A 21735-nucleotide genomic window follows, 5' to 3' on the forward strand; every position below is an offset into this window, starting at 1 on the left:
TATCAAAATATACAAAAAAATATTATTTAGATTTAAAACTAAAAAGATAAAAAAATAACTAAAAAATGAATAGCTAGAATTTATTGAAATTAATATAAAAGAGAATTGGTAAAAAAAGCGTAAATGGGTTATTTATTAATATGAAAAACGATTTTTATATATTAAAAAGAGAAGGATTATCCTTCTCTTTTGTTATAAGTCAAACTAGTATATTTTGAAAACTATATATATAAAACTCTAAATATTATAGTCTGTATATCTAATATCTTAAAATCCATTTATTCTAAATCTATAAGCAAAGTCTAAATCTAAAACTAAAATCTAAATATAAAACTAAAGTTTAAATCTATAAAACTAAAATCTAAATATAAAAGAAGGTTTAAATTTATAAAACTAAAATCTATAACTAAATTTATAACCAAAGTTTGAATCTAAAACTAAAGTTTAAATCTATAAATTCTAGTATCTTAAAATCCATAAATTAATCATATTTTATTTTTATTATTAGAGTCCTAAAAAAGTACCTACAAATAAGCCGTAGTAATTTCCAATTTCATAAGATCCATTTATTTTTTCAAACTGTTTATTAAATATTGTGGCAAGTATCAATGTAAAGGTAGTGATTAAAAGATATTGATTGCTTATAAACATTTTTAAAATAACTAATAATTGTGTTAAGCAAAAGTACCTTCCTGTATTGTTTAATTATAAGTTCTTTTTATATTATACAATAAAAACTAGAAAATAGTTTTTTTTATTAGTATTTTTTTTGAAATATAAAAATAATATTAGTAAATTAAGATTTCGAGAAATAAATTGAGCTTAATAAAGTTTCTTGATGTGGATTTAAATATGGGTCTATGATATGATATAAAGTAGGTTAATATTGTGATTTTAAGATAATGTGAATAATTTTATAGTACTACGATAAATATAAGTCGTTTAAATTATAAAATTTTTGCAATAGATATATAAAATATTGATGATTTTAAAAAATATAAATAATTTTTATTGAAGTATCGTAGAGTATGTTTGAGTTTTGACTGAAACTTATGAGGAAACACTTACATTTGGGGTCTGAATTTATACTTATATTTATACTTATTAAAGATTATTAAAAGCATACAAAAATTTGCCAATATGAAAAATATGAGGCTAGAAAATCAATTTTTTATATAAAGTAATTAAAATAGTTGTCTATATAATTACTATAACTGCATAGAACATAATATTATATTACTAGGTTTAATAGGAGGGTTTTATGATTGTATTTAAATATTTTGAGGAAGAACATTATGATAATCTTTTGGAGATGATGCTTGATTTTTATTCTTCAGATGCGGTAGATCATCCAATAGAAAGAGAAATTATAGTAAGACTTTTAGAAGATATATTGTCAGGGGAACATCCAATCAAGGGTGTAGAAGCATATTATGATGATAAATTGGTAGGATTTGGAGTTGTAACAACATACTATACTTCAGAAGTAGCAGGAACAACAGTGCAACTGGAAGACTTATTTATACAAGCAGAGTACAGAAGCAAGGGAATTGCAAAAGCATACTTTAAGCAGGTGATGGAGAGTCATCCAGATGCTGTGAGATTTAGATTGGAAGTATCTCCAAGTAATGTCAAGGCAATTAAGCTATACGATGCAATGGGATTTAGAAGATTAGATTATCATCAGATGGTATTGAATAGATACACTCTTCGCACAAAAGAAACAGAAAAAGGCGAAATGAAAAAAAATGATTCAAATTGTATGTAATATATTTTAAATAAACTTAAAGTTTTAAATTAATATAAAACAGGCTGTTGCACAAATTTGTGTATACAGCCTGTTTTGATTTATTCAAATAATTTATTCAAATAATTTATACTAAATAAATATAAAGTTAGATTTATTTAAAAGCCGAAATCGTATTCCTTACTTCCATCGATTGCGTTTACAACATTCTTATATCCTTCTTTTGTAAGCATGTTAGCTACTTCTGAAGATTTGTTTCCTGTATAACAGAATACATATATTGCAGATTCCTTATCTTCTGGAAGCTTGTCTTTATTGCTTTCAAAGTCATCAGGCATAATATTTATAGCCTTATCAAAAGTACCCTTACTGAAATCTTCTGCCTTTCTGGCATCTATTACTAGCTTTGCTTTTCCATCCTTGATATCCTTGTCGAAATCTGGTCCAAGCTTGCTTTCGTAAGTAACTAGATCATACTTGAAGTCCTTTACTCCTTCGGCATTGTATACCTTAGTAAATCCATTCTTTACTAGAGTATCGGCAACCTGTCCACTCTTCTTGCCAGAGTTACAGTATAAAACAACATCCTTATCCTTGAAACTGTCTATCTTAGACATTTCTTTTTCAAAAGTGTCTATTGGCATATTGATAGCGAACTTAATATGTCCTTCTTTGTACTCTTCTGGAGATCTGACGTCAATTACAAGATAGTTTTCCTTTTCTTTCTTGTCAGCTTCAATCTTTGCTAGAGCGTCACCTTTCATCGCTTGAACTTCTGCAGGCTTAGTTTCAGACTGTTCTGTCTTAGCAGTTTCCTTAGTTTCTTCCTTCTGTCCACATGCTGATAAACCTATTGATGAAGCCATCAATAAGGCCATTAAAGCATATTTTGTTTTCTTAAGTTTCACGTAGAATACCTCCTAAAATATTATTATTCTCTCTTAATTATACATGAAATATTTATATTTTTAAATATTTAAATTTACTATTGATAAAAGGTATTTTATATTAGAATTAGATAGACATCATCTATAATTAAATACTTGCTTATATAATAAATTGATAGATACTATCAATAAAGTTTTTTAAAATAATCAAATATTTTGAATTTTATGTGAAAAACTTGTAATTACAATTACAAAAAGGGTATAATTGTATTATAGACTTAAATTAAATCATATTTGTGGAGTCTTTATAGATGTATTAAGGGCTTACTCAGAAGAGGTTTAAAATATTATAATAGGGAGGATTAAAAAATGACTGAGAATATGGTAATGGCTACTTTTGAAAATTTAAATAATGCCAAGAAAATGTACAAAAGATTAAAAAGGGCAAACAGCGATTCAAATGTAAACTATCAGGTGCTTCAGGTCGTACTGGTAAAAAATGAAAATGGTGAGATTAGTATTTTAGATCAGCATATGGAAATGTTTAATGAACTAGGTAAGACTATGATAGGTGGTGTAGTCGGAGTAGTACTTGGTGTATTAATAGGACCTCTCGCAGGATTTGTACTCGCAGGGCTAGGCGCTATGATCGGATCTGGATTTGATATCAGTGAACAAAGTGAGTCTGAGGATATGTTATATCAGATGTATTCTAGAATATACAATGGAGATATAGCAATACTAGCGATAGTTCAGGAAGAAGATGAGATGGAATTAAATAGTTCAATAGGACATGATGCCATAAATATCTATAGATGGGATGCAGCGGAAATAAGAGAAGAAGCTGAATACGCTACAGATGTAAGAGATAATCTTTTAAGAGAAGCAAAGAGACAGATGAAAGAAGAAAAGAGTCATGCTCGTAGGAAAAAGATCACTGAGTATAAAGAAAACATACAAGAGCAGTTCTCTGAAATTGGCGATGATGAAAAAACAGATAAAAAATAAATATGCAAACAAAATATAGAGGTATAGAATCCACTCTAATAAATACTACTAACATGTCAAGATAAGATAAGTACTAAGTTACATAACATGGAATTTGAGGAAACTAAAATATAAACTTAAAGCAAAATAAGTTTGTTTTAAGTTTTCGAAATATAGTGAATAGATACTTAATTGAGCAGCAAATTATCAACTAAATTATAAAGTATTTTCTAAATGCTTTTAAAAGAGTAGTATTTGTAGTGGGTTATCGTTTAAGAAAGTGTGGAAAGATTGGACAATATTATTGATTACATTGATTGGCGAGGAGATTTGACATTTGAACAATCAGGATTTAATGAGGTAGATAATATGATATTTTCACAGATATCTTACCTCAATCTAGGTGTCATAAAAGGAAAAGTTAGTATTGCTGAACTTGGACAAAGATATATAAAAAGTATTGAGGATAGAGAAAAGGAACAGGGTTCATACGTTACAAATCTTATAACAAGAATAGAGGGGATGTTTCTAAGAACATACTCTTCTAATAGATTTAAGGATGTTTTAGTTTCGGATTTTATAAATAAGTTCGATGAGGTAAATGAAAGTCAATTTTCTGCTATGACCTTTACAATAGATAGTGATACAATATATGTTGCCTTTCGAGGAACAGATGATACTATCATAGGTTTTAAAGAAAATTTAAATATGTCTTTCTCAGCACCAGTACCAGGACAGTTGGATTCTGTGTCTTATTTAAAGACTATATTGGACAAGTATGATAGTAAAAATATTATGGTTGGCGGTCACTCAAAGGGTGGGAATTTTGCAGTATTTGCAGTTAGTGGATTGAGCCAGAAAGAAAGAGATAGAATATCTACCGTTTACAATAATGATGGACCAGGATTTACTGAGAAGATACTAAAATCTTATGGATATAAAGATACAGTCAAGAAAGTTAAAAAATATATTCCAAAGGACTCTTTTGTAGGAATACTTATGGATGATGAAGAAAAATATATTGTTGTAAATGCAAGTGGTGCATCTGGAATTTTACAACATGATGGTCTAAATTGGGAGGTAAAAGGTAAAGAATTTGTCAAAAGAAACAATGTCACTGAAAAGAGTGAGTTTGTCGATAAAACAGTAAAGTATTGGCTTGAAGGGCTTGATAAAGAGCAAAGAGAGGAATTTGTTGACGAATTATACAATATAGTGAAAAACTCTACCAATGCGAATAGATTAAATGAGATTTCTGAAAATAGATTAAGTGCAACCTATAATTTTATTAGAAAAATGACAAATATGGATAGTGAAAAAAGGGAAATGATGCAAGATACTGTGATGAGATTAATACATAGTGGTTCAGAGGTAAAGAAAAAAGAAAAAGAAAGAAGAAAGGTTAGAAGAATTTTCTTGAAAAATAAATAAATTAAAAAAAGAATAAATTGAAAAACTTCTTTCATAAAGGTAATGGGAGAAGTTTTTTCTTGTGTAAAAAAGAAAGTAGAAAAAAATTGAAGGATATATTTTAAAGAAAATATAATAAAATATTTAAAATATAAGGAAATTAAGAAAAATTAAATATATTTAAAAAATACTATTGTGCGAATTTGTTTTTAATGATACAATACATACAATAGTTTCAATTGTCGGAAATGAAAGACAATTGAAATGGCCACCTTTTTAGGCGGAATTTGAGAATGAAGGAGGATTTAGTTTGAAATCAATACAGATAGGAATCATTGGATTCGGAACAGTAGGTTCTGGAGCAACGCAAGTTTTGATGGACAATAAAGACATTATTGAAAAGAAAATAGGCAAACCTATATCCATTAAGACAATATGCGTAAGAAATTTGGAGAAAAAGCGTACCACGAAGATAGGTTCTAGCACGCTAACCAACAAAACAGAAGACATACTTCAGGATCCAGAGATAGATATTGTGGTTGAAGTAATGGGTGGAATAGATAAATCCAAGGAAATCATCGAAGCCGCTTTTAAAAAGGGAAAACATGTAGTCTCGGCAAATAAAGATTTGATAGCCCTCTATGGCAGGGAGCTAACAGAACTCGCCAGAAAAAATAAGTGTCATTTCTTTTACGAAGCAGCAGTCGCTGGTGGAATTCCAATTCTACGGTCATTACAATTCGCTCTAACAGGAAACAATATTCAAAAGATAGGCGGAATTATCAACGGTTCAACAAATTACATTCTTACTAGAATGCAAGTCGAAAAATTATCACTGGAAACAATCATTGAAGATGCAAAATCATTAGGTTACTTAGAGGCTGATCCAAGCGCAGATTTAGATGGATTAGATGCAGCTAGAAAATGTGCAATACTGGCAAGTATTGGATTTAATAGTCTTGTAACATCAAATCAAGTATATACATCAGGTATCAAAAATTTATCATTAGAAGATATTGAATACGCAGAAGATTTAGGATATAAAATTAAATTATTGGCAGTTGCCGAAAATACAGAAGAGGGGATAGTTGCGAGAGTACACCCAGCTTTAATTCCGATTGATCATCCATTGGCATCCGTTCAATATGAATTCAACGCGGTATATGTAATTGGTGATATGGTAGGTGAGACAATGTTTTATGGAAAAGGAGCAGGTTCTCTACCAACGGGTTCAGCCGTGGCCAACGATATTATATCTATAGCAAAAAATATATCTGATAATTCAAAAGCAGAATATGCGTATAATTTATTTGACAATAAAGAAATAATACCTATTGAAAGGCAGTATTTCCAGTATTATGTAAGGTTAAAAGTTAGACCAGATAAAAACACAGTATCAAATATTATAAGATCTCTTGAATATTACAATATACCTATTTATTCAATCAATCAGTGGTATAAAGAAGATAATGGCAAAGAGTATGATGAATATATAATTATTACAAATAAAAGCAGGGAACTTGATTTTTCAAGGGCTTTAGAAGAAGTAGAGGCACTTCCTAATGTGATTGACAAGGCAAGTGCAATAAGAATAGAAAGAGGGTTGTAAAATGAAGTGGCAAGGGATAATGAATAAATACAAGAAATATTTACCTATAAATGAAAATACTCCAGAAGTAAGTTTATACGAGGGGAATACTCCTTTAATAAAAAGTGAAAACCTGAGTAAGGAATTAGGAATAGATTTATATTTTAAATTTGAAGGATTAAATCCTACAGGTTCTTTCAAAGATCGTGGGATGTTTATGGCAGTAGCTAAGGCTATAGAATCAGGGTCAAAAACTATAATGTGTGCGAGTACAGGGAATACTTCAGCATCAGCTGCAGCCTATGGTGCAAGATATGGTTTAAAGACAATAGTATTGATTCCAGATGGATATGTTGCCATGGGTAAGCTAGCTCAAGCACTTCAATACGGAGCACAGGTAGTGGCAATAGAAGGAAACTTTGATGATGCACTCAATCTTGTTAAAGAGATTACAAGTACTCACCCGATTACTTTGGTCAACTCATTGAATCCATATAGAATTGAAGGTCAAAAAACAGGAGCATTTGAAATAGTGGATGACTTAGGAGAAGCACCAGATTATCTAGCTATACCAGTTGGAAATGCGGGAAATATCACAGCGTATTGGAAGGGATTCAAAGAGTACAAAGAAGATGGAAGAATAGATAAGCTTCCAAAGATGAAGGGTTATCAGGCTAAGGGAGCATCTCCTATAGTTGAAGAAAAGGTATTTGAAAATCCTGAAACAGTTGCTACAGCAATAAGAATAGGAAATCCTGCATCTTGGGACAAGGCTCTAAAGGCAAGAGATGAATCAGATGGATCAATAAAGGCAGTAACAGATGAAGAGATACTAGAGGCATATAGACTTCTTTCAAATAGAGAAGGGATATTTGCAGAACCAGCTTCAGCAGCTTCTCTAGCTGGTGTAATACAGTCAGTAAAAAATGGAGATATTGAAAAAGGGTCAAAGGTTGTAGCTATACTCACAGGAAATGGACTAAAAGATCCAGATACTTGTCTAGAGTCTGCTCAAAAGCCAGTATCAATTCCAGGAACTTTAGAGGCAGTTCTTAAGTTATTAATAGAAGAGTAATTTTCAACATAAATCAAGAAATAAAAATAAAATTTTAGGAAATAGAGGATTAAATATAATCTTCTATTTGAAAAAAAGATTGAATATTTAAAATATAAAAATAAAAAGTAGGGTGAATATATATGATTAGAGTAATTGTTCCAGCAACTACTGCAAATCTAGGGCCAGGATTTGATTCCTTAGGAATGGCTCTTTCTCAATATTCAGTGTTTGAATGTGAGAGCGCAGATGAAATAAAAATAGAAATAGAAGGATTAGAAAGTGAAAAATTGACAATAGAAAATAATCTAGTGATAGATTGTATGAATAGATTGTTTGAATATATTGATAGATATCCTAAGGGATATAGATTGAAAATAATAAATGGAGTTCCCCTAGCAAGAGGAATGGGATCAAGCGCTGCAGCAATCGTAGGTGGTCTGATGTCTGCAAATGCCTTGATGGATTTTCCGCTATCAAATGAGAAGATATTAAAGCTTGCTACTGAAATTGAGGGACATCCCGATAATGTTGCACCAGCACTTTTAGGACAACTAATAGTATCAACTCAAACAAAAGAAGGTGAAATAGTCTATCAGACTATAAAGCCATTTGAAGAGTTGGAATGTGTTCTTTTCATACCAGAATACGAAGTATCTACAAGCGATTCAAGAGGAGTGTTGCCAAAACAAATTTCTATGGCAGATGCGGTTCACAATAGCTCACATTTGGCACTTTTAGTAATGGGATTTGCTAGTGGAAATAAGGATTTAATAGCAAAGACAATGGATGATAAAATTCATGAACCGTATAGAAAAATATTAATCAAGCAATTTGATGATTTTAAAAATGCAGCATTAAATTCAGGTGCATTTGCATTTTCCTTAAGTGGAGCAGGGTCTACTATAATAGCTTATTCATCAAAAGAGGATAGTGAAAATATATGTGAGTCTCTCCAAAGAGTGGCAGATCAATCAAATTTAGCAGGAAAAGCAGTGATTTTAAAGCCTTGTACTAATGGCGCTATATGTGAAATAAGTTGAGGTGATAAAATATGGGTGTAATAGTACAAAAATATGGCGGAAGCTCTTTGGCAGATGTTGAAAAAATAATGCGTGTAGCAAATAGAATAGTGGACACAAAAAAAGAAGGAAATAAGGTAGTGGCTATAGTATCAGCAATGGGGGACACAACAGATGATCTAATAAAGCTAGCAAATGGAATAACAGACCATCCTCCAAAGCGAGAAATGGATAGGCTTTTATCTACAGGTGAACAGATATCGATGTCTTTAATTGCAATGGGAATACAGTCATTAGGAGAAAAGGCAGTATCTCTTACAGGACCCCAAGCAGGGATTATAACAGACTCGAGTCATAGTAAGGCTAAGATAGTAAGAGTTATGTCCAATCGACTCCAAAATGAGCTAGAAGACGATAATATTATTATAGTAGCTGGATTTCAAGGAGAGACAGAAGATCATGATATAGCAACGCTTGGAAGAGGTGGTTCAGATACTTCTGCAGTATCAATAGCAGCAGCACTAGATGCAGATTTATGCGAAATATTTACGGATGTAGATGGAGTATATTCTTGTGATCCTAGAATAGTGAAAAATGCTAAGAAACTGACAGCTGTAAGTTACGATGAAATGTTAGAGCTATCAATACTTGGTGCTAAAGTGCTTCAATCAAGGGCGGTAGAAGTAGCCAAGACTCATGATGTAGAAATACATGTAAGATCTAGTTTTAATCATAATATAGGAACCATCGTAAAAAGGGAGGTATTAGAAGTGGAACATAATGGACTGATTACAGGAATTGCCCATGATTTTGATGTGGCTAAGGTGGTAATATTTGGAGTACCAGATATACCGGGAACAGCTGCTAAAATACTAAAGGCACTGGCAGATGCAAATATAAATATACAGATGATAGTTCAAAGTGCACAAAGTGGAAATATAAATGATATAGCCTTTACTTGTTCTACTAGTGATGCCAAAGAAGCAGCTTCTATCTTACAAGAAATAGGTGATAGAATAGGGGCAAAAGGCGTTGTAATAAATGAAGATATAGCCAAGGTTAGTGTAGTAGGTGCAGGCATGATGACTCATTCAAATATTGCATCTAGAATGTTTAGTACGCTTGGAGAAAATAATATAAATATAGATCTTATAAGTACTTCAGAAATAACTATATCAGTAACAGTTGGAGTGGAAGAGTGTGAAAGTGCAGTGAGGGCACTAGCAGATGAATTTGATTTAATTTATAAATAAATATATGAACAGCAAAAGACCTTCTATATATAGAAGGTCTTTTGGTCTTATGGAGTTTTATACTCTATTTAATTAAACATAAAAATTTATTGTAGCCTTATATAAGTTGTTGCATCGAGTTGTTCGTATATTATTTGACAAAAATATACTTTTAGATTTATCTAAAGTTTAGAAAAAAAGGAAAAAATAAATATTTATATTCTAAACAGAAGATTGTTAAATAAGTACTTCTTGTATAATAATATAATAACATAGATTGCAAGATTTTAAAAGCTAATTTTAAGAATTTTAAAACAACTTATTAAAATATTTAATAAAATAAACAATAATTTAAAAAAATAACTGAAAAAGTAGAGGAAGTGCAATTATCAGGAAACTTTTTCTGATTATAACTTAAAAATATTGATAAAAAATAAATAAGAAATAAAATATATTTTTTTCTTATTAAAATATGAAAGGTTAGATTAAAGAATATCTATTAAAAATAGACAAAAAACCTAATAAATAGATTTGGCAAAAATTAATAAAAGAAATAAATAAAAGTTTTCTAAATAACAAAGTCGGGAATAAAAAAGCGTTGTAAAAGATAAGAAAGTATGTTATTATAGTCTACAGGATACAAGAGTAGGTCGTACAGAGATGCGGCAGTATCTTCAAAATTAGATTAAGTCTTTTAAGCTGGTCCAGAGAGACTGGTAAGGATAATAACCTCAAGGTTATCAGTATATACTGATGTAGTTTGGCATACAAATATGGCAAGCTCAATATATAGATTATCATATCCTTATGCCTCTGGTATAGGGATTTTTTTATGCCCTTACTAGAATACAGTGGTGTAATATGATATGAAAATTAAATATATAAAACCAATCAAAGAAGTGTTTTTTTCAAAAAAGACCAACAGGCTTAATCGGAAGAAGGGGCTAAATTATGGTAAATGGAAAAGATAAATTAATCGTAGCAATTGATACAGACAATTATGAAAAGGCAGTAAAACTAATAGATTCACTAGAAGATAGCGTTGATATATATAAGGTAGGACTTGAAAACTATATTGCATCTAGAGGTAAAACTGTCGACTATCTAAAAACAAAGAACAAGAAAATATTCTTGGATCTTAAATTTCACGACATTCCAAATACAATGAAATCAGCTGTAAGAGCAGCTATAAGAGATGGTGTATGGATGATGACTATACACGTATCAGATATAGAAGGCATGAGACAATGTGCCCAAATCGCAAAAGAAGAATCAGAAAGATTGAATATAGAAAAACCATTGATAATAGGAGTAACAGTGCTTACTTCTCTTAGTGATAAGGATCTAGCAGACATTGGATGCAAAGAAAATACGACACAGACAGCCATTAAAAGGGCGAAACTTGCAAAGAAAGCTGGTCTAGATGGAGTGGTATGTTCTGCAAGAGAAGTTGAAAATATAGTGAAAGAATGTGGAGAGGATTTCTTGACAGTCTGCCCAGGCATAAGACCTAAAAATGCAGCTAAAGGAGATCAAAAAAGAGTGGTTACTCCAAGTCAAGCAATAGAAAATGGAGCAAAGACAATAGTAGTAGGAAGACCTATTACCCAGTCAGACAATCCTAGCAAGGCGGCAGAGGAAATAGTAAAAGAGATAGAAGAAGCATCAAATTAATATATAAAAGATAATAGGTGAAAATAAAATAGATAGTAGAGATAGTTTGAGTAGGAGGATGTATATGAAAGGTAGATTAATACTAGAGGATGGAACAATATTTGAAGGAAAAGCATTTGGTTATACAAAAGATAGTGTAGGAGAGGTAGTATTTAATACTTCAATGACAGGATATCAAGAGGTGTTAACAGATCCATCTTACTATGGCCAGATAGTGACAATCACATATCCATTGGTAGGAAACTACGGAATCAACCTAGAGGATAAAGAATCGGACGATGTAAAGGTAAGAGGATTTATAGTAAGAGAAAAGTGCGATATGCCATCAAACTTTAGATGTGAGATGGATTTAGATACATATTTGAAGCAAAGCAAGGTCATAGGTCTAGAAGGAATAGATACTAGAGCCTTGACAAAGATACTTAGAAATAAGGGAACTATGAAAGGCATAATCACGACAGAACATACAAAGCTTGAAGATGTATCTTCTAAGATAGAAGAGTTTGACAATACTCAGGCAGTGAGAGTAGTGAGCAGAGAAAAGACAAACTTTATACCAGGGTCAGGTAAAAGAGTAGCAATAATGGACTTTGGAGTAAAAGAAAATATTATAAGAAATTTTGCTAAGAGAAACTGTGATATTACATTATTTCCAGCAGAATCAAGGCCAGAAGATATACTAGCAATCGATCCTGAATTGATATTTCTATCAAATGGACCTGGAGATCCAGCTGATTTGGAAGATATAGTAGAAAATGTGAGACAGTTAATAGGAAAAAGACCAATTGTAGGAATATGTTTGGGTCATCAAATTTTGGCAAGAGCTCTAGGTGGAAATACTAGCAAGCTGAAGTTTGGACATAGAGGTGGAAATCACCCAGTCAAAGATCTTGAAGAAGGTAAAATATTTATCACATCTCAAAATCATGGCTACTATGTAAGTGACGTACCAGAAGACGTAAACGTAACTCAGATAAACCTAAATGATAATACAGTAGAGGGAATGAGACATAAGAATCTTCCTATATATAGCGTACAGTATCATCCAGAGGCTTGTCCGGGACCTTTAGATAGTGAATATATTTTCGACAAATTTTTAGAATTAGCAAAGTAAAATTGAACTTAAAATAGATTAGTAGATTATTATAATATGAAGGAGAGTTAATTATGCCTAAGATAGATAGTATAAAGAAAACATTAGTATTGGGCTCAGGTCCAATAATTATAGGTCAAGCAGCTGAGTTTGATTACTCAGGAACACAGGCTTGTCAAGCACTGAAGGAAGAAGGGATTGAAGTTGTATTAATAAATTCAAACCCAGCTACGATAATGACAGACCAAGAAGTGGCAGATAAGATATACATAGAGCCTTTAACTCTAGACTTTATAGAAAAGATAATATCAAAAGAAAAGCCAGATAGTTTATTAGCAGGAATGGGTGGGCAGACAGGTCTAAATCTTGCAGTAGAGCTAGAAGAAGCGGGCATATTAGATAAATACAATGTAAAACTAATAGGAACATCTGTTGAATCAATCAAAAAGGGTGAAGATAGAGATCTATTTAGAGATGTAATGAATGAAATAGGTGAACCAGTAATAGAAAGTGATATAGTAACGACTTTAGAAGGTGGACTTGAGTATGCACAGAGTTTGGGCTACCCAGTAGTAGTAAGACCAGCATATACCCTAGGGGGAACTGGTGGAGGTATAGCAGATACCGAAGAAGAGTTTAGAGAAATACTTACTCATGGTCTTCAGCTAAGCCCAGTAACACAGTGCCTTATAGAAAAAAGTATCAAGGGTTGGAAAGAAATTGAATATGAAGTAATGAGAGATTCTAATGGAAACTGTATCACAGTGTGTAATATGGAAAATGTAGACCCAGTGGGTGTTCATACAGGTGATTCTATAGTAGTAGCACCTAGTCAGACGCTTTCAAATACAGAGTATCAGATGCTAAGAACAGCGTCACTAAATATAATAGATGCAGTAGGAGTTGAGGGTGGATGTAATGTACAGATCGCCCTAAACCCAAAGAGCTTTGAATATGCAATTATAGAAATAAATCCAAGAGTTTCAAGATCATCAGCTCTAGCATCTAAGGCAACAGGATATCCTATAGCCAAGGTTGCGGCAAAGATAGCTCTGGGATATACACTAGATGAAATAGAAAATGCAGTTACAAAAAAGACTAATGCTTGCTTTGAACCAACACTAGATTATGTGGTAGTCAAAATTCCAAAGTGGCCATTTGACAAATTTAAGCATGCAAATAGAAAGCTTGGAACAAAAATGATGGCTACAGGCGAAATAATGAGTATAGGATCAAACTTTGAGGCAGCCTTTTTAAAGGGAATAAGATCACTGGAAACTGGAAAGTATTCGCTAGTTCATAAGGCATCTGAAAGAAAAAATATGCAAGAACTGAAAAAAAGCATAGTACTTCCAGATGACGAGAGAATATTTGACCTAGCAGAAATGATCAGAAGAGGCTACAAGATAGAAATGATATCACAGATTACAGGAATGGATGAGTGGTTTTTAAATAAATTTAAGTGGATAGTAGAGCAAGAAGAAAAACTAAGAGTTATGAGTATAGAAGATTTGAGCAAAGAGTACCTTCTAGAACTAAAGAAGAAGGGCTTTTCTGATAAGGGGATGAGCGATCTTATGAAGATAGACTCCGAAAGTATTATGGAGCTTAGAACTTTGTACAATATCAAACCTTCATACAAGATGGTAGATACTTGTGGAGGTGAGTTTGAAGCCTTGTCACCATATTATTACTCAACATATGAAGCCTATGATGAAGTAGTAGTAAGCGATAAGAAAAAGGTCATAGTACTAGGATCTGGTCCTATAAGAATAGGGCAGGGAATAGAGTTTGACTACTGCTCAGTACATTGTGTAAAATCTCTAAGAAAAATGGGAATTGAAACGATAATAATAAATAATAATCCTGAAACAGTATCAACTGACTTTGATACCTCAGACAAGCTATACTTTGAACCTCTAACTGAAGAAGAGGTATATAACATAATACAAAAGGAAAAACCATATGGTGTAATACCACAATTTGGTGGACAGACAGCGATAAAACTAGCTAAGTTTCTATCTGATAAGAATGTAAAAATATTGGGAACAGGATTTGAAGATATAGACGCAGCTGAAAATAGAGAAAAATTCGATGAATTACTTGAAGAGCTATCAATCAATAGACCTAAGGGTAAGGGAGTATGGTCAGTTGCTGAAGGAATAGACGTAGCTAATTCACTAGGATATCCAGTGCTTGTAAGACCATCTTATGTACTAGGTGGACAAGGAATGGAAATAACATATGACGAAAAGAGATTAGTTCAATATTTAGAAGATGCATTTGAAAGAGACGCAGTCAACCCTGTCCTGATAGACAAATACCTAACTGGTAGAGAAATAGAAGTAGACGCAATATGTGATGGAAAAGATATATTAATACCTGGAATTATGGAGCACTTAGAAAGAGCAGGAGTTCACTCAGGGGACAGCATAACTATGTATCCTAGCCAAGGAATTTCAGACAAGATAAAAGATAAGATATATGAGTATACAAAAAAGATGGCACTAAACTTAAATGTTTTAGGAATGGTAAATATACAGTTTATAGAATACAAGGATGACCTATACATAATAGAAGTAAATCCAAGAGCAAGCCGTACAGTACCATATATATCAAAGGTGAGTGGAGTACCGATAGTAGACCTTGCAACAAAGTGTATGCTAGGTGAAAAACTAGAAAATCTAGGATACGGAACAGGAGTATATAAGACTTCAAAACACATATGTGTAAAAGTTCCAGTATTTTCAATGTCAAAGCTATCAAAGGTAGAGATAAGCCTTGGACCAGAAATGAAGTCTACTGGAGAAGTACTTGGAGTTGGAGAAACACTAGAAGAAGCTTTATACAAAGGATTCTTGGCATCTGGTCAAAGAGTATCAGATGACAACAAGATGGTACTAGCAACAGTGAACGACAATGATAAAGATGAATTTATAGAAATAGCAAAAGATATGAATGAATTAGGATACAAGTTCATAGCTACAGAAGGTACAGCAAATGCACTTAAGGCAGCTGGTATAGAGTGCGAAGTAGTCAATAGAGTAGAAGAGTCTAGACCAAATATACTTGATGTAATAAGAAACAAACAGGTAGACCTAGTAGTAAATACACCTACAAAAGGTAATGATTCAACAAGAGATGGATTTAAGATTAGAAGAACTGCTACAGAGTTCCAAACAGAGATAATGACATCTCTAGATACACTAAAGGCTATGGTAGCAGTCAATAAAAAGCATGTGAATTCAAAATTAATGAAGGTGTATAGCCTTGATGAAATAAATAAATAAAATATAAATAAAAAGAGTCCCTTCAAACCTGAGAGGGCTCTTTTAATTTAAAAATTACTTGATTAATTATAAAAATAGAAGTAATCTATTAAGTAAGAACTATTGTTGTAAAAATTAAAAATATTTAAAATAATTAGACGGGAGATGAAATAGGAAATAAATCTAGATGAATCCATGAAAGGAAAATGTTTTCTGAATTAGATTTTGGTGTTCAATCTAAATAAAGTAAATAAAGTAAATGAATAGAAAAACAAGGTAAGTATAAATAAAGTAAATATAAATAAAAAGATAAAAGCACGGTATTAAAAGAAAATTTGAATTAAAAAAATTTATTTAAAAAGGAGAAAAGAATATGTTTAGAAATATGAGAAGAAAAGACAGAGAAATATCTATCAATGATGCTAGAGAGATTTTGACAAAAGGTTCATATGGAGTTTTGTCAACTCTATCAGATAATGGATATCCATATGGTATACCTGTAAATTATATATTTTATAATGGTCATATCTATTTTCATAGTGCCAAAGAAGGTCACAAACTTGATAATATAAGAAATAATTCAAAAGTATCTTTTTGTGTAGTAGGAAGTGAAGAAGTTTTGCCGGATCAATTTACAACAGATTACGAAAGTGCAGTAGTATTTGGAGAGGCAAAGGAAGTATCTGATATAGAAAAGGAAGAGATTCTTTTAGAAATCATAAAAAAATACTCTCCCGAATTTATAGAGAAGGGTAAAAAATATATTGGAGCGCTTGAATCTAAGACGACAGTAGTTAAGATTGAGATAAAACATCTATCGGGGAAATCGAGAAAATAGGGTTAAACAAAAGTCAAGAAAAATAAAAAATATATAAGTGAATTAAGGTGAGTTATTGAATTTTCTCACCTTAATTTTAATATCTACAATCTAAATATTTAATGAAATTTTTTGCAGCTAAAGATAATGTAGAATGATCTTTAAATGCAAGACATATATTTCTAAATGCAGGAACTTCTAATGGCTTTGAAATAATCTTATATGGAACTCTTTGTAGTATTAAATTTGGCAAAATACTGATTCCTAGATTATTTTCAACCATTGCCATAATTGAATAGTCATCCCAAGTAGTAAATACTATATTGGGATGGAGATGGTATTTTTTGAAAATATTTGAAATCTCAGTTTCAGAGTTTTTTTCTAGTAACATAAAGGGATCCTCTTCTAGAGCATTTATGGGAAACTTTTCAACAGAAGCTAATGGATGGTCTTTCGGCATTACGACTTTCAGTTCGTCCTTTTCTAAAAATAGGGTGTCTAAATTTGAAGAAGTAGGTAGACGAGTAAAAGCAAAATCAACATCACCCTTTAAAACTAAATTTTCTATTTCTGTATAATCTCCAAGAATAATTTCATATTCTATATTTGGAAAATCTTTTTTAAACTCTTTAATAATTTTGGGCAACCAATATGTAGCTACACTAGAGAAGCTGGCTATTTTTATCATACCAGTTTCTATTCCATTTATTTCATCTATTTTTTTTTCCAGGTTAGCAAATTTTTGACATATCTCTTTTATATCGTCAAATACAAGAGAGCCTTCAGAAGTGAGTTTTATTCCAAATTTTCCTCTTTCAAGTAAAGAAAATCCAAATTCATTTTCAATATCTTTAATCATGCGACTTACTCCTGATTGAGAGTAATTAAGTTCTTTTGCTGCTTGCGAGAAACTTTTATATTCTACAACCTTTAAAAAAACAATATACTTTTGAATGTTCGTATCCATATTTTCTCCTTTTCTTATATTTTTATAAAATAACACATATCTGATTTTATCATATATAGTATGATAAAAATTCGTTTTTGTAATTTATTAATCAATGTTACAATATATTAAAGAGAATATTTAAAAAAATTATAGGGGGATTAGCAAATTATGTTTTTTGTAAGTGAAATATCAACGAAAAAACCAAGTGGAGAATTGACGAAACTTCAAGAAAAAGTTTATGAAAGTTTAAGTGAACTTGAAATTGATTTTGAAAGAGTGGACACTGAAGAGGCTATAACTATGCAAGATTGTATATCTATCAATGAAAAATTAAATATGAATATGGTAAAAACACTATTTCTTTGCAATAGAAAAAAGACAGAGTTTTACTTGTTTATTACTACAGGTCAAAAGGCCTTTAAATCTAAAGAATTCAGTAAAGCTTTGGATATTTCTAGAGTTTCATTTGCACCTGCAGAATTGATGCAAGAAAAGTTGGGAACAAAAATAGGTGCAGCAACTGTGTTCAGTTCAATACTTGATAATAATAAAGAGATAAATATTGTATTTGACAGTGATGTATTGAAAGAAGAATATTACGGCTGTAGTGATGGAGTTACGACAAGCTATATGAAGCTAAAGACAGAAGATATAGTAGAAAAATATTTACCATATACAAAACATGTTTATAAAGAAATTGAATTATAGTAGAACTTTTAGAAGTAATAAAATATATATCTATATTAAGTATAATAAGATATTAAAGCTATAAGGAAACTATAAAAAGCAGGTTATATAGGCTGTAAAAAAGGGAAAACTCATATAAATATAGAAATCTATAGATAATTTCGCTTAATGAAAAATACATCTATTAGGAAGATATAGGTATGACTAAGAATTATATAAAAAACACCTACTCGATCGAGTAGGTGTTTTTTTATCGATATATTTAATGGCTAATACAAAATAATTTTGCTTACGTATCCATATATTTAACTTTTTCTAATTAGTTTAAAGAACTCTCAAATTATGTCTTTACTACATTATATATAGTACATATTATCCATAGATCTTATTTCATTAAGTTCTATGATTTTAGAGTTATATTTTTTGTTCTTAATTTTAACTATTTTCCCTGGGATACCAACTACAGTGGCTCCAGCTGGTATATCATTTAAAACCACGCTGTTTGCACCTACTTTGACTTCATCACCTAGAGTGATAGGTCCTAATACCTTGGCTCCAGAGCCTATTATAACATCATTTCCAACAGTAGGATGTCTTTTTCCAGTATGGTTACCAGTACCACCAAGTGTAACACCTTGATAAATAGTAACTCTGTTTCCAACCTCTGCAGTTTCACCAATAACCACACCCATACCATGATCTATCATGATACTATGACCTATAGTAGCGCCAGGATGCACTTCGATTCCTGTAAAGAATCTAAAAATCTGTGAGTTTAATCTTGCTAGAAATTTTAGACCAACATTGTGAAGAGCATGAGATATGCTGTGTCCAATCAATGCGTGTACTGAAGGATATATAATAAATACCTTTAGTCTAGCTAAAAACTTCAGACCGCCTCTGCCTGATGCAGGGTCATTTTCTAATATATAATCAATATTTTTAATAAATTTCATAATGTGCGAGCCTCTTTCTAATTAAAATATATTCATAGACATGTATTTATCAGCGCCATCTGGAGCTACTGTAACAATTTTCTTACCTGGGAATCTCTCTGCTAGTATTTGAGCCGCACGTACATTGGCTCCTGATGTAATACCAACTAAGATACCTTCTTTATTGCCTAGTTCTCTTACAGTATCAAATGCTTCTTCATCACTAATCATCAAAACTTCATCAACAACATTTGGGTCATAGTTTTTAGGAATAAAGTTGGCACCGATACCCTGTATCTTATGTGGGCCAGCCTTTTTCTTATTAATTAGTGGTGATGCAGAAGGCTCTACTCCAAATATTTTAACATCTGGATTCATTTCCTTTAGATATCTTCCAACACCAGTAACAGTACCACCAGTACCGATACCTGCAACAAAAATATCTACATCTTTTAAATCTGAATATATTTCTGGACCAGTAGTTTGATAATGGAATTTTGGATTATCTGGATTATCAAACTGTTTTAAAGATTTATACTTTCCTGTTTCCAAAAGCTCGTCCATCTTATCTATAGTTCCCTGCATACCCTTAGCTGCGTCTGTAAGTATCAGCTCAGCTCCATATGCACGTATTAAACTTCTTCTTTCCTGGCTCATAGATTCTGGCATTATTACAGTTACCTTGTAACCTTTGTTCATACCGATCATAGCAACAGCTATACCAGTATTTCCGCTAGTAGCTTCTACTATTCTATCTCCAGGATTTAGCTCTCCTCTTTCTTCCATTCCGTTAATCATACCAAGTACAGCACGGTCTTTAACAGAACCTCCAGGATTCTTTCCTTCTAACTTTAAAAAAATATTCTCATTTATCTTAGAGATATTAACAAGTGGTGTGTTTCCAATCAATTCTATTACATTCTTCTTCATTTTATTCTTCTCCTTTGTTTATAAATTACTATTGTGTATTTTGCTATTATATTTTGAATTAAATTTTTGATCGGCTAAATTCGATGTTTTGATTATTAATGAATCAATATTTTCAATTGATATTCAAGTGTATCTGTTAAATCAAATTTATATAAGATAGCCAAGTCTTTAGAGTAAAATCTGCATAAATATTAATTGATGCAAATAGTACAAGTAAAGTTTAAGTGTAAATAATATTAAAATTTATACTGTTTGCCAGAATTTCCTAACAAGCAGTTACCTACAACAGCAACAACAAGAAGAGATTCCTCCAAATGCAGTAGTTATAATTTTCTTTAATTGTATACCATTCATTTTAACATCTCCTTTGAGTTTTTAATTCCGATTGATTTACTAGGAATTAATAAAAAGTATATATTAAAGAGCTTGATTTGTCAATATTAATTGAGAATTTTTTGATAAAAATTTTTGACAATTTTGAAAATAAGCATTAATAAAAGAAAAAACCATCCTGAGAATTTGCATATAAAAAAGATATTAGGGTACTTATTAAATTAAGATTTAGAAACTATTTAGAATGAAATATTATATAAAAATGTTAGTAAATAATAATATTTTAGCGAATATATAATTGCGATATTTAAGTGAGGTTACATATTTATTTAATGGGTCAAGAAGGACAATGAAGATCAAGAAAGATAATCAGACTAACAAAGAGAAATAAATTAGTAAAAAAATATATTTATAAAATAATGAACTATTATAATATCATATAAAAGGAGATGAAAATCATGGAGAAAAAAGTTTTTTTAGCATCATCATTTGAAGATGTTTTTACTCTTCTTCCAAAATTTTTAGGAAAATTAGAGGGCAAAAGAATAACATTTATACCAACGGCAAGTATTGTTGAAGAGGTTAATTTTTATGTGGAATCTGGGAAAAAATCATTAGAAAAACTTGGGGCAGTGGTTGATGAATTGAATATATCAGTGGCTAGCAAAGAGGAAATATATTCCAAAATAGTAAATAATGACATGATTTATGTAACAGGGGGAAATACATTCTTTTTATTGCAAGAAATGAAAAAGTCTGCTGCTGATAAAATAATTATTCAAGAAGTAAATTCAGGAAAACCATATATAGGTGAGTCCGCTGGTGCTGTTGTAGCAACTCCAAATATTGAATATATATCTTTGATGGATAACGCCGAGGCAGCCCCATCTTTGAAGGAATTTGATTCACTTAACATGATTGATTTCTATATTTTACCTCACTATAATAATGAACCTTTTAAAGATATGGCAGCAAAAATTGCTAATGAATATTCATCAGAAATAAACTTAAAAATGATTAACAATAATCAAGTTATTTTAGTTGATGGTGATAAAATAAGTGTAGAAAGTGTAGAAAGTGTAGAAAGTGTAGAAAGTGTAGAAAGTGTAGAAAGTGTAGAA

Annotated in this window: 17 protein-coding genes; 13 read left to right on the plus strand and 4 right to left on the minus strand. The window is 31.2% G+C overall.

Annotated features, from left to right (window positions below; all coding sequences use genetic code 11):
* Positions 1-1261: 1261 nt before the first annotated feature.
* Positions 1262-1768, plus strand: a complete 507-nt coding sequence (locus tag RR561_RS07695; RefSeq protein WP_332507111.1) for a GNAT family N-acetyltransferase — start codon at positions 1262-1264, stop codon at positions 1766-1768.
* A 137-nt stretch (positions 1769-1905) separates the two neighbouring features.
* Here the strand turns inward: RR561_RS07695 and RR561_RS07700 are convergent, their stop codons facing one another.
* On the minus strand, positions 1906-2655 hold the full coding sequence (locus tag RR561_RS07700; RefSeq protein ID WP_332507113.1) for a rhodanese-like domain-containing protein: 750 nt from the start codon (positions 2653-2655) through the stop codon (positions 1906-1908).
* 348 nt (positions 2656-3003) lie between these two features.
* Between RR561_RS07700 and RR561_RS07705 the strand changes: the two genes are divergently transcribed.
* The 10 genes from RR561_RS07705 (at position 3004) to RR561_RS07750 (ending at position 16801) form a co-directional block, all read left to right on the plus strand.
* On the plus strand, positions 3004-3642 hold the full coding sequence (locus RR561_RS07705; RefSeq protein WP_332507115.1) for a hypothetical protein: 639 nt from the start codon (positions 3004-3006) through the stop codon (positions 3640-3642).
* A 270-nt stretch (positions 3643-3912) separates the two neighbouring features.
* Entirely contained in the window at positions 3913-5052 is a 1140-nt protein-coding gene (locus RR561_RS07710) for an Mbeg1-like protein (RefSeq protein ID WP_332507117.1), read from the plus strand.
* A gap of 289 nt (positions 5053-5341) precedes the next feature.
* Positions 5342-6640 (plus strand): homoserine dehydrogenase, encoded by a 1299-nt coding sequence (locus tag RR561_RS07715; protein WP_332507118.1) that lies wholly within the window; start codon positions 5342-5344, stop codon positions 6638-6640.
* A gap of 1 nt (position 6641) precedes the next feature.
* Positions 6642-7694 carry a threonine synthase gene (gene thrC / locus RR561_RS07720; protein WP_332507119.1) on the plus strand — a complete coding sequence of 351 codons (1053 nt, stop codon included), beginning with the start codon at positions 6642-6644 and terminating at the stop codon, positions 7692-7694.
* Between the two features lie 122 nt (positions 7695-7816).
* Positions 7817-8716, plus strand: coding sequence for a homoserine kinase (gene thrB / locus RR561_RS07725; protein WP_332507121.1), 900 nt, complete (start codon positions 7817-7819; stop codon positions 8714-8716).
* Positions 8717-8727: 11 nt separating this feature from the next.
* Positions 8728-9948, plus strand: coding sequence for an aspartate kinase (locus tag RR561_RS07730; protein ID WP_332507123.1), 1221 nt, complete (start codon positions 8728-8730; stop codon positions 9946-9948).
* A 930-nt stretch (positions 9949-10878) separates the two neighbouring features.
* Positions 10879-11601 (plus strand): orotidine-5'-phosphate decarboxylase, encoded by a 723-nt coding sequence (pyrF, locus tag RR561_RS07735; RefSeq protein WP_332507125.1) that lies wholly within the window; start codon positions 10879-10881, stop codon positions 11599-11601.
* Between the two features lie 64 nt (positions 11602-11665).
* Positions 11666-12715 carry a glutamine-hydrolyzing carbamoyl-phosphate synthase small subunit gene (carA, locus tag RR561_RS07740; protein WP_332507127.1) on the plus strand — a complete coding sequence of 350 codons (1050 nt, stop codon included), beginning with the start codon at positions 11666-11668 and terminating at the stop codon, positions 12713-12715.
* Between the two features lie 53 nt (positions 12716-12768).
* Positions 12769-15984 carry a carbamoyl-phosphate synthase large subunit gene (gene carB / locus RR561_RS07745; protein ID WP_332507128.1) on the plus strand — a complete coding sequence of 1072 codons (3216 nt, stop codon included), beginning with the start codon at positions 12769-12771 and terminating at the stop codon, positions 15982-15984.
* Positions 15985-16336: 352 nt separating this feature from the next.
* A complete protein-coding gene (locus RR561_RS07750) occupies positions 16337-16801 on the plus strand; it encodes a pyridoxamine 5'-phosphate oxidase family protein (protein ID WP_332507130.1) in 465 nt (154 codons plus the stop codon).
* A gap of 76 nt (positions 16802-16877) precedes the next feature.
* Here the strand turns inward: RR561_RS07750 and RR561_RS07755 are convergent, their stop codons facing one another.
* The gene (locus tag RR561_RS07755; RefSeq protein WP_332507131.1) at positions 16878-17747 is read right to left on the minus strand and encodes a LysR family transcriptional regulator; all 870 of its coding nucleotides are present in this window, start codon (positions 17745-17747) and stop codon (positions 16878-16880) included.
* A 150-nt stretch (positions 17748-17897) separates the two neighbouring features.
* On the opposite strand from RR561_RS07755, the gene RR561_RS07760 reads away from it, so the two are divergent.
* The gene (locus RR561_RS07760; protein WP_332507132.1) at positions 17898-18437 is read left to right on the plus strand and encodes a prolyl-tRNA synthetase associated domain-containing protein; all 540 of its coding nucleotides are present in this window, start codon (positions 17898-17900) and stop codon (positions 18435-18437) included.
* Positions 18438-18772: 335 nt separating this feature from the next.
* Here RR561_RS07760 and cysE read toward each other — a convergent pair whose 3' ends face one another.
* Together cysE and cysK are read right to left on the minus strand one after the other, a co-directional pair.
* Positions 18773-19372, minus strand: a complete 600-nt coding sequence (gene cysE / locus RR561_RS07765) for a serine O-acetyltransferase (RefSeq protein WP_332507134.1) — start codon at positions 19370-19372, stop codon at positions 18773-18775.
* Between the two features lie 21 nt (positions 19373-19393).
* Complete coding sequence (gene cysK, locus RR561_RS07770; RefSeq protein WP_332507136.1) at positions 19394-20281, minus strand: cysteine synthase A; 888 nt, start codon at positions 20279-20281, stop codon at positions 19394-19396.
* Between the two features lie 791 nt (positions 20282-21072).
* Between cysK and RR561_RS07775 the strand changes: the two genes are divergently transcribed.
* Positions 21073-21735 (plus strand): peptidase E (locus RR561_RS07775; protein ID WP_332507137.1); only part of this gene is annotated, 663 nt, incomplete at its 3' end.

Origin of the sequence: Peptostreptococcus sp. (assembly GCF_036639115.1) — a bacterium.
Lineage (GTDB): Bacteria > Bacillota > Clostridia > Peptostreptococcales > Peptostreptococcaceae > Peptostreptococcus.

Bases quoted from the DNA above. Each gene is read 5' to 3' on its own strand.
- thrB (WP_332507121.1), top strand. From the start codon at position 7,817: ATGATTAGAGTAATTGTTCCAGCAACTACTGCAAATCTAGGGCCAGGA.
- carB (WP_332507128.1), top strand. From the start codon at position 12,769: ATGCCTAAGATAGATAGTATAAAGAAAACATTAGTATTGGGCTCAGGT.
- RR561_RS07705 (WP_332507115.1), top strand. From the start codon at position 3,004: ATGACTGAGAATATGGTAATGGCTACTTTTGAAAATTTAAATAATGCC.
- RR561_RS07730 (WP_332507123.1), top strand. From the start codon at position 8,728: ATGGGTGTAATAGTACAAAAATATGGCGGAAGCTCTTTGGCAGATGTT.
- RR561_RS07760 (WP_332507132.1), top strand. From the start codon at position 17,898: ATGTTTTTTGTAAGTGAAATATCAACGAAAAAACCAAGTGGAGAATTG.
- RR561_RS07695 (WP_332507111.1), top strand. From the start codon at position 1,262: ATGATTGTATTTAAATATTTTGAGGAAGAACATTATGATAATCTTTTG.
- thrC (WP_332507119.1), top strand. From the start codon at position 6,642: ATGAAGTGGCAAGGGATAATGAATAAATACAAGAAATATTTACCTATA.
- RR561_RS07755 (WP_332507131.1), bottom strand. From the start codon at position 17,747: ATGGATACGAACATTCAAAAGTATATTGTTTTTTTAAAGGTTGTAGAA.
- cysE (WP_332507134.1), bottom strand. From the start codon at position 19,372: ATGAAATTTATTAAAAATATTGATTATATATTAGAAAATGACCCTGCA.
- pyrF (WP_332507125.1), top strand. From the start codon at position 10,879: ATGGTAAATGGAAAAGATAAATTAATCGTAGCAATTGATACAGACAAT.
- cysK (WP_332507136.1), bottom strand. From the start codon at position 20,281: ATGAAGAAGAATGTAATAGAATTGATTGGAAACACACCACTTGTTAAT.
- carA (WP_332507127.1), top strand. From the start codon at position 11,666: ATGAAAGGTAGATTAATACTAGAGGATGGAACAATATTTGAAGGAAAA.
- RR561_RS07750 (WP_332507130.1), top strand. From the start codon at position 16,337: ATGTTTAGAAATATGAGAAGAAAAGACAGAGAAATATCTATCAATGAT.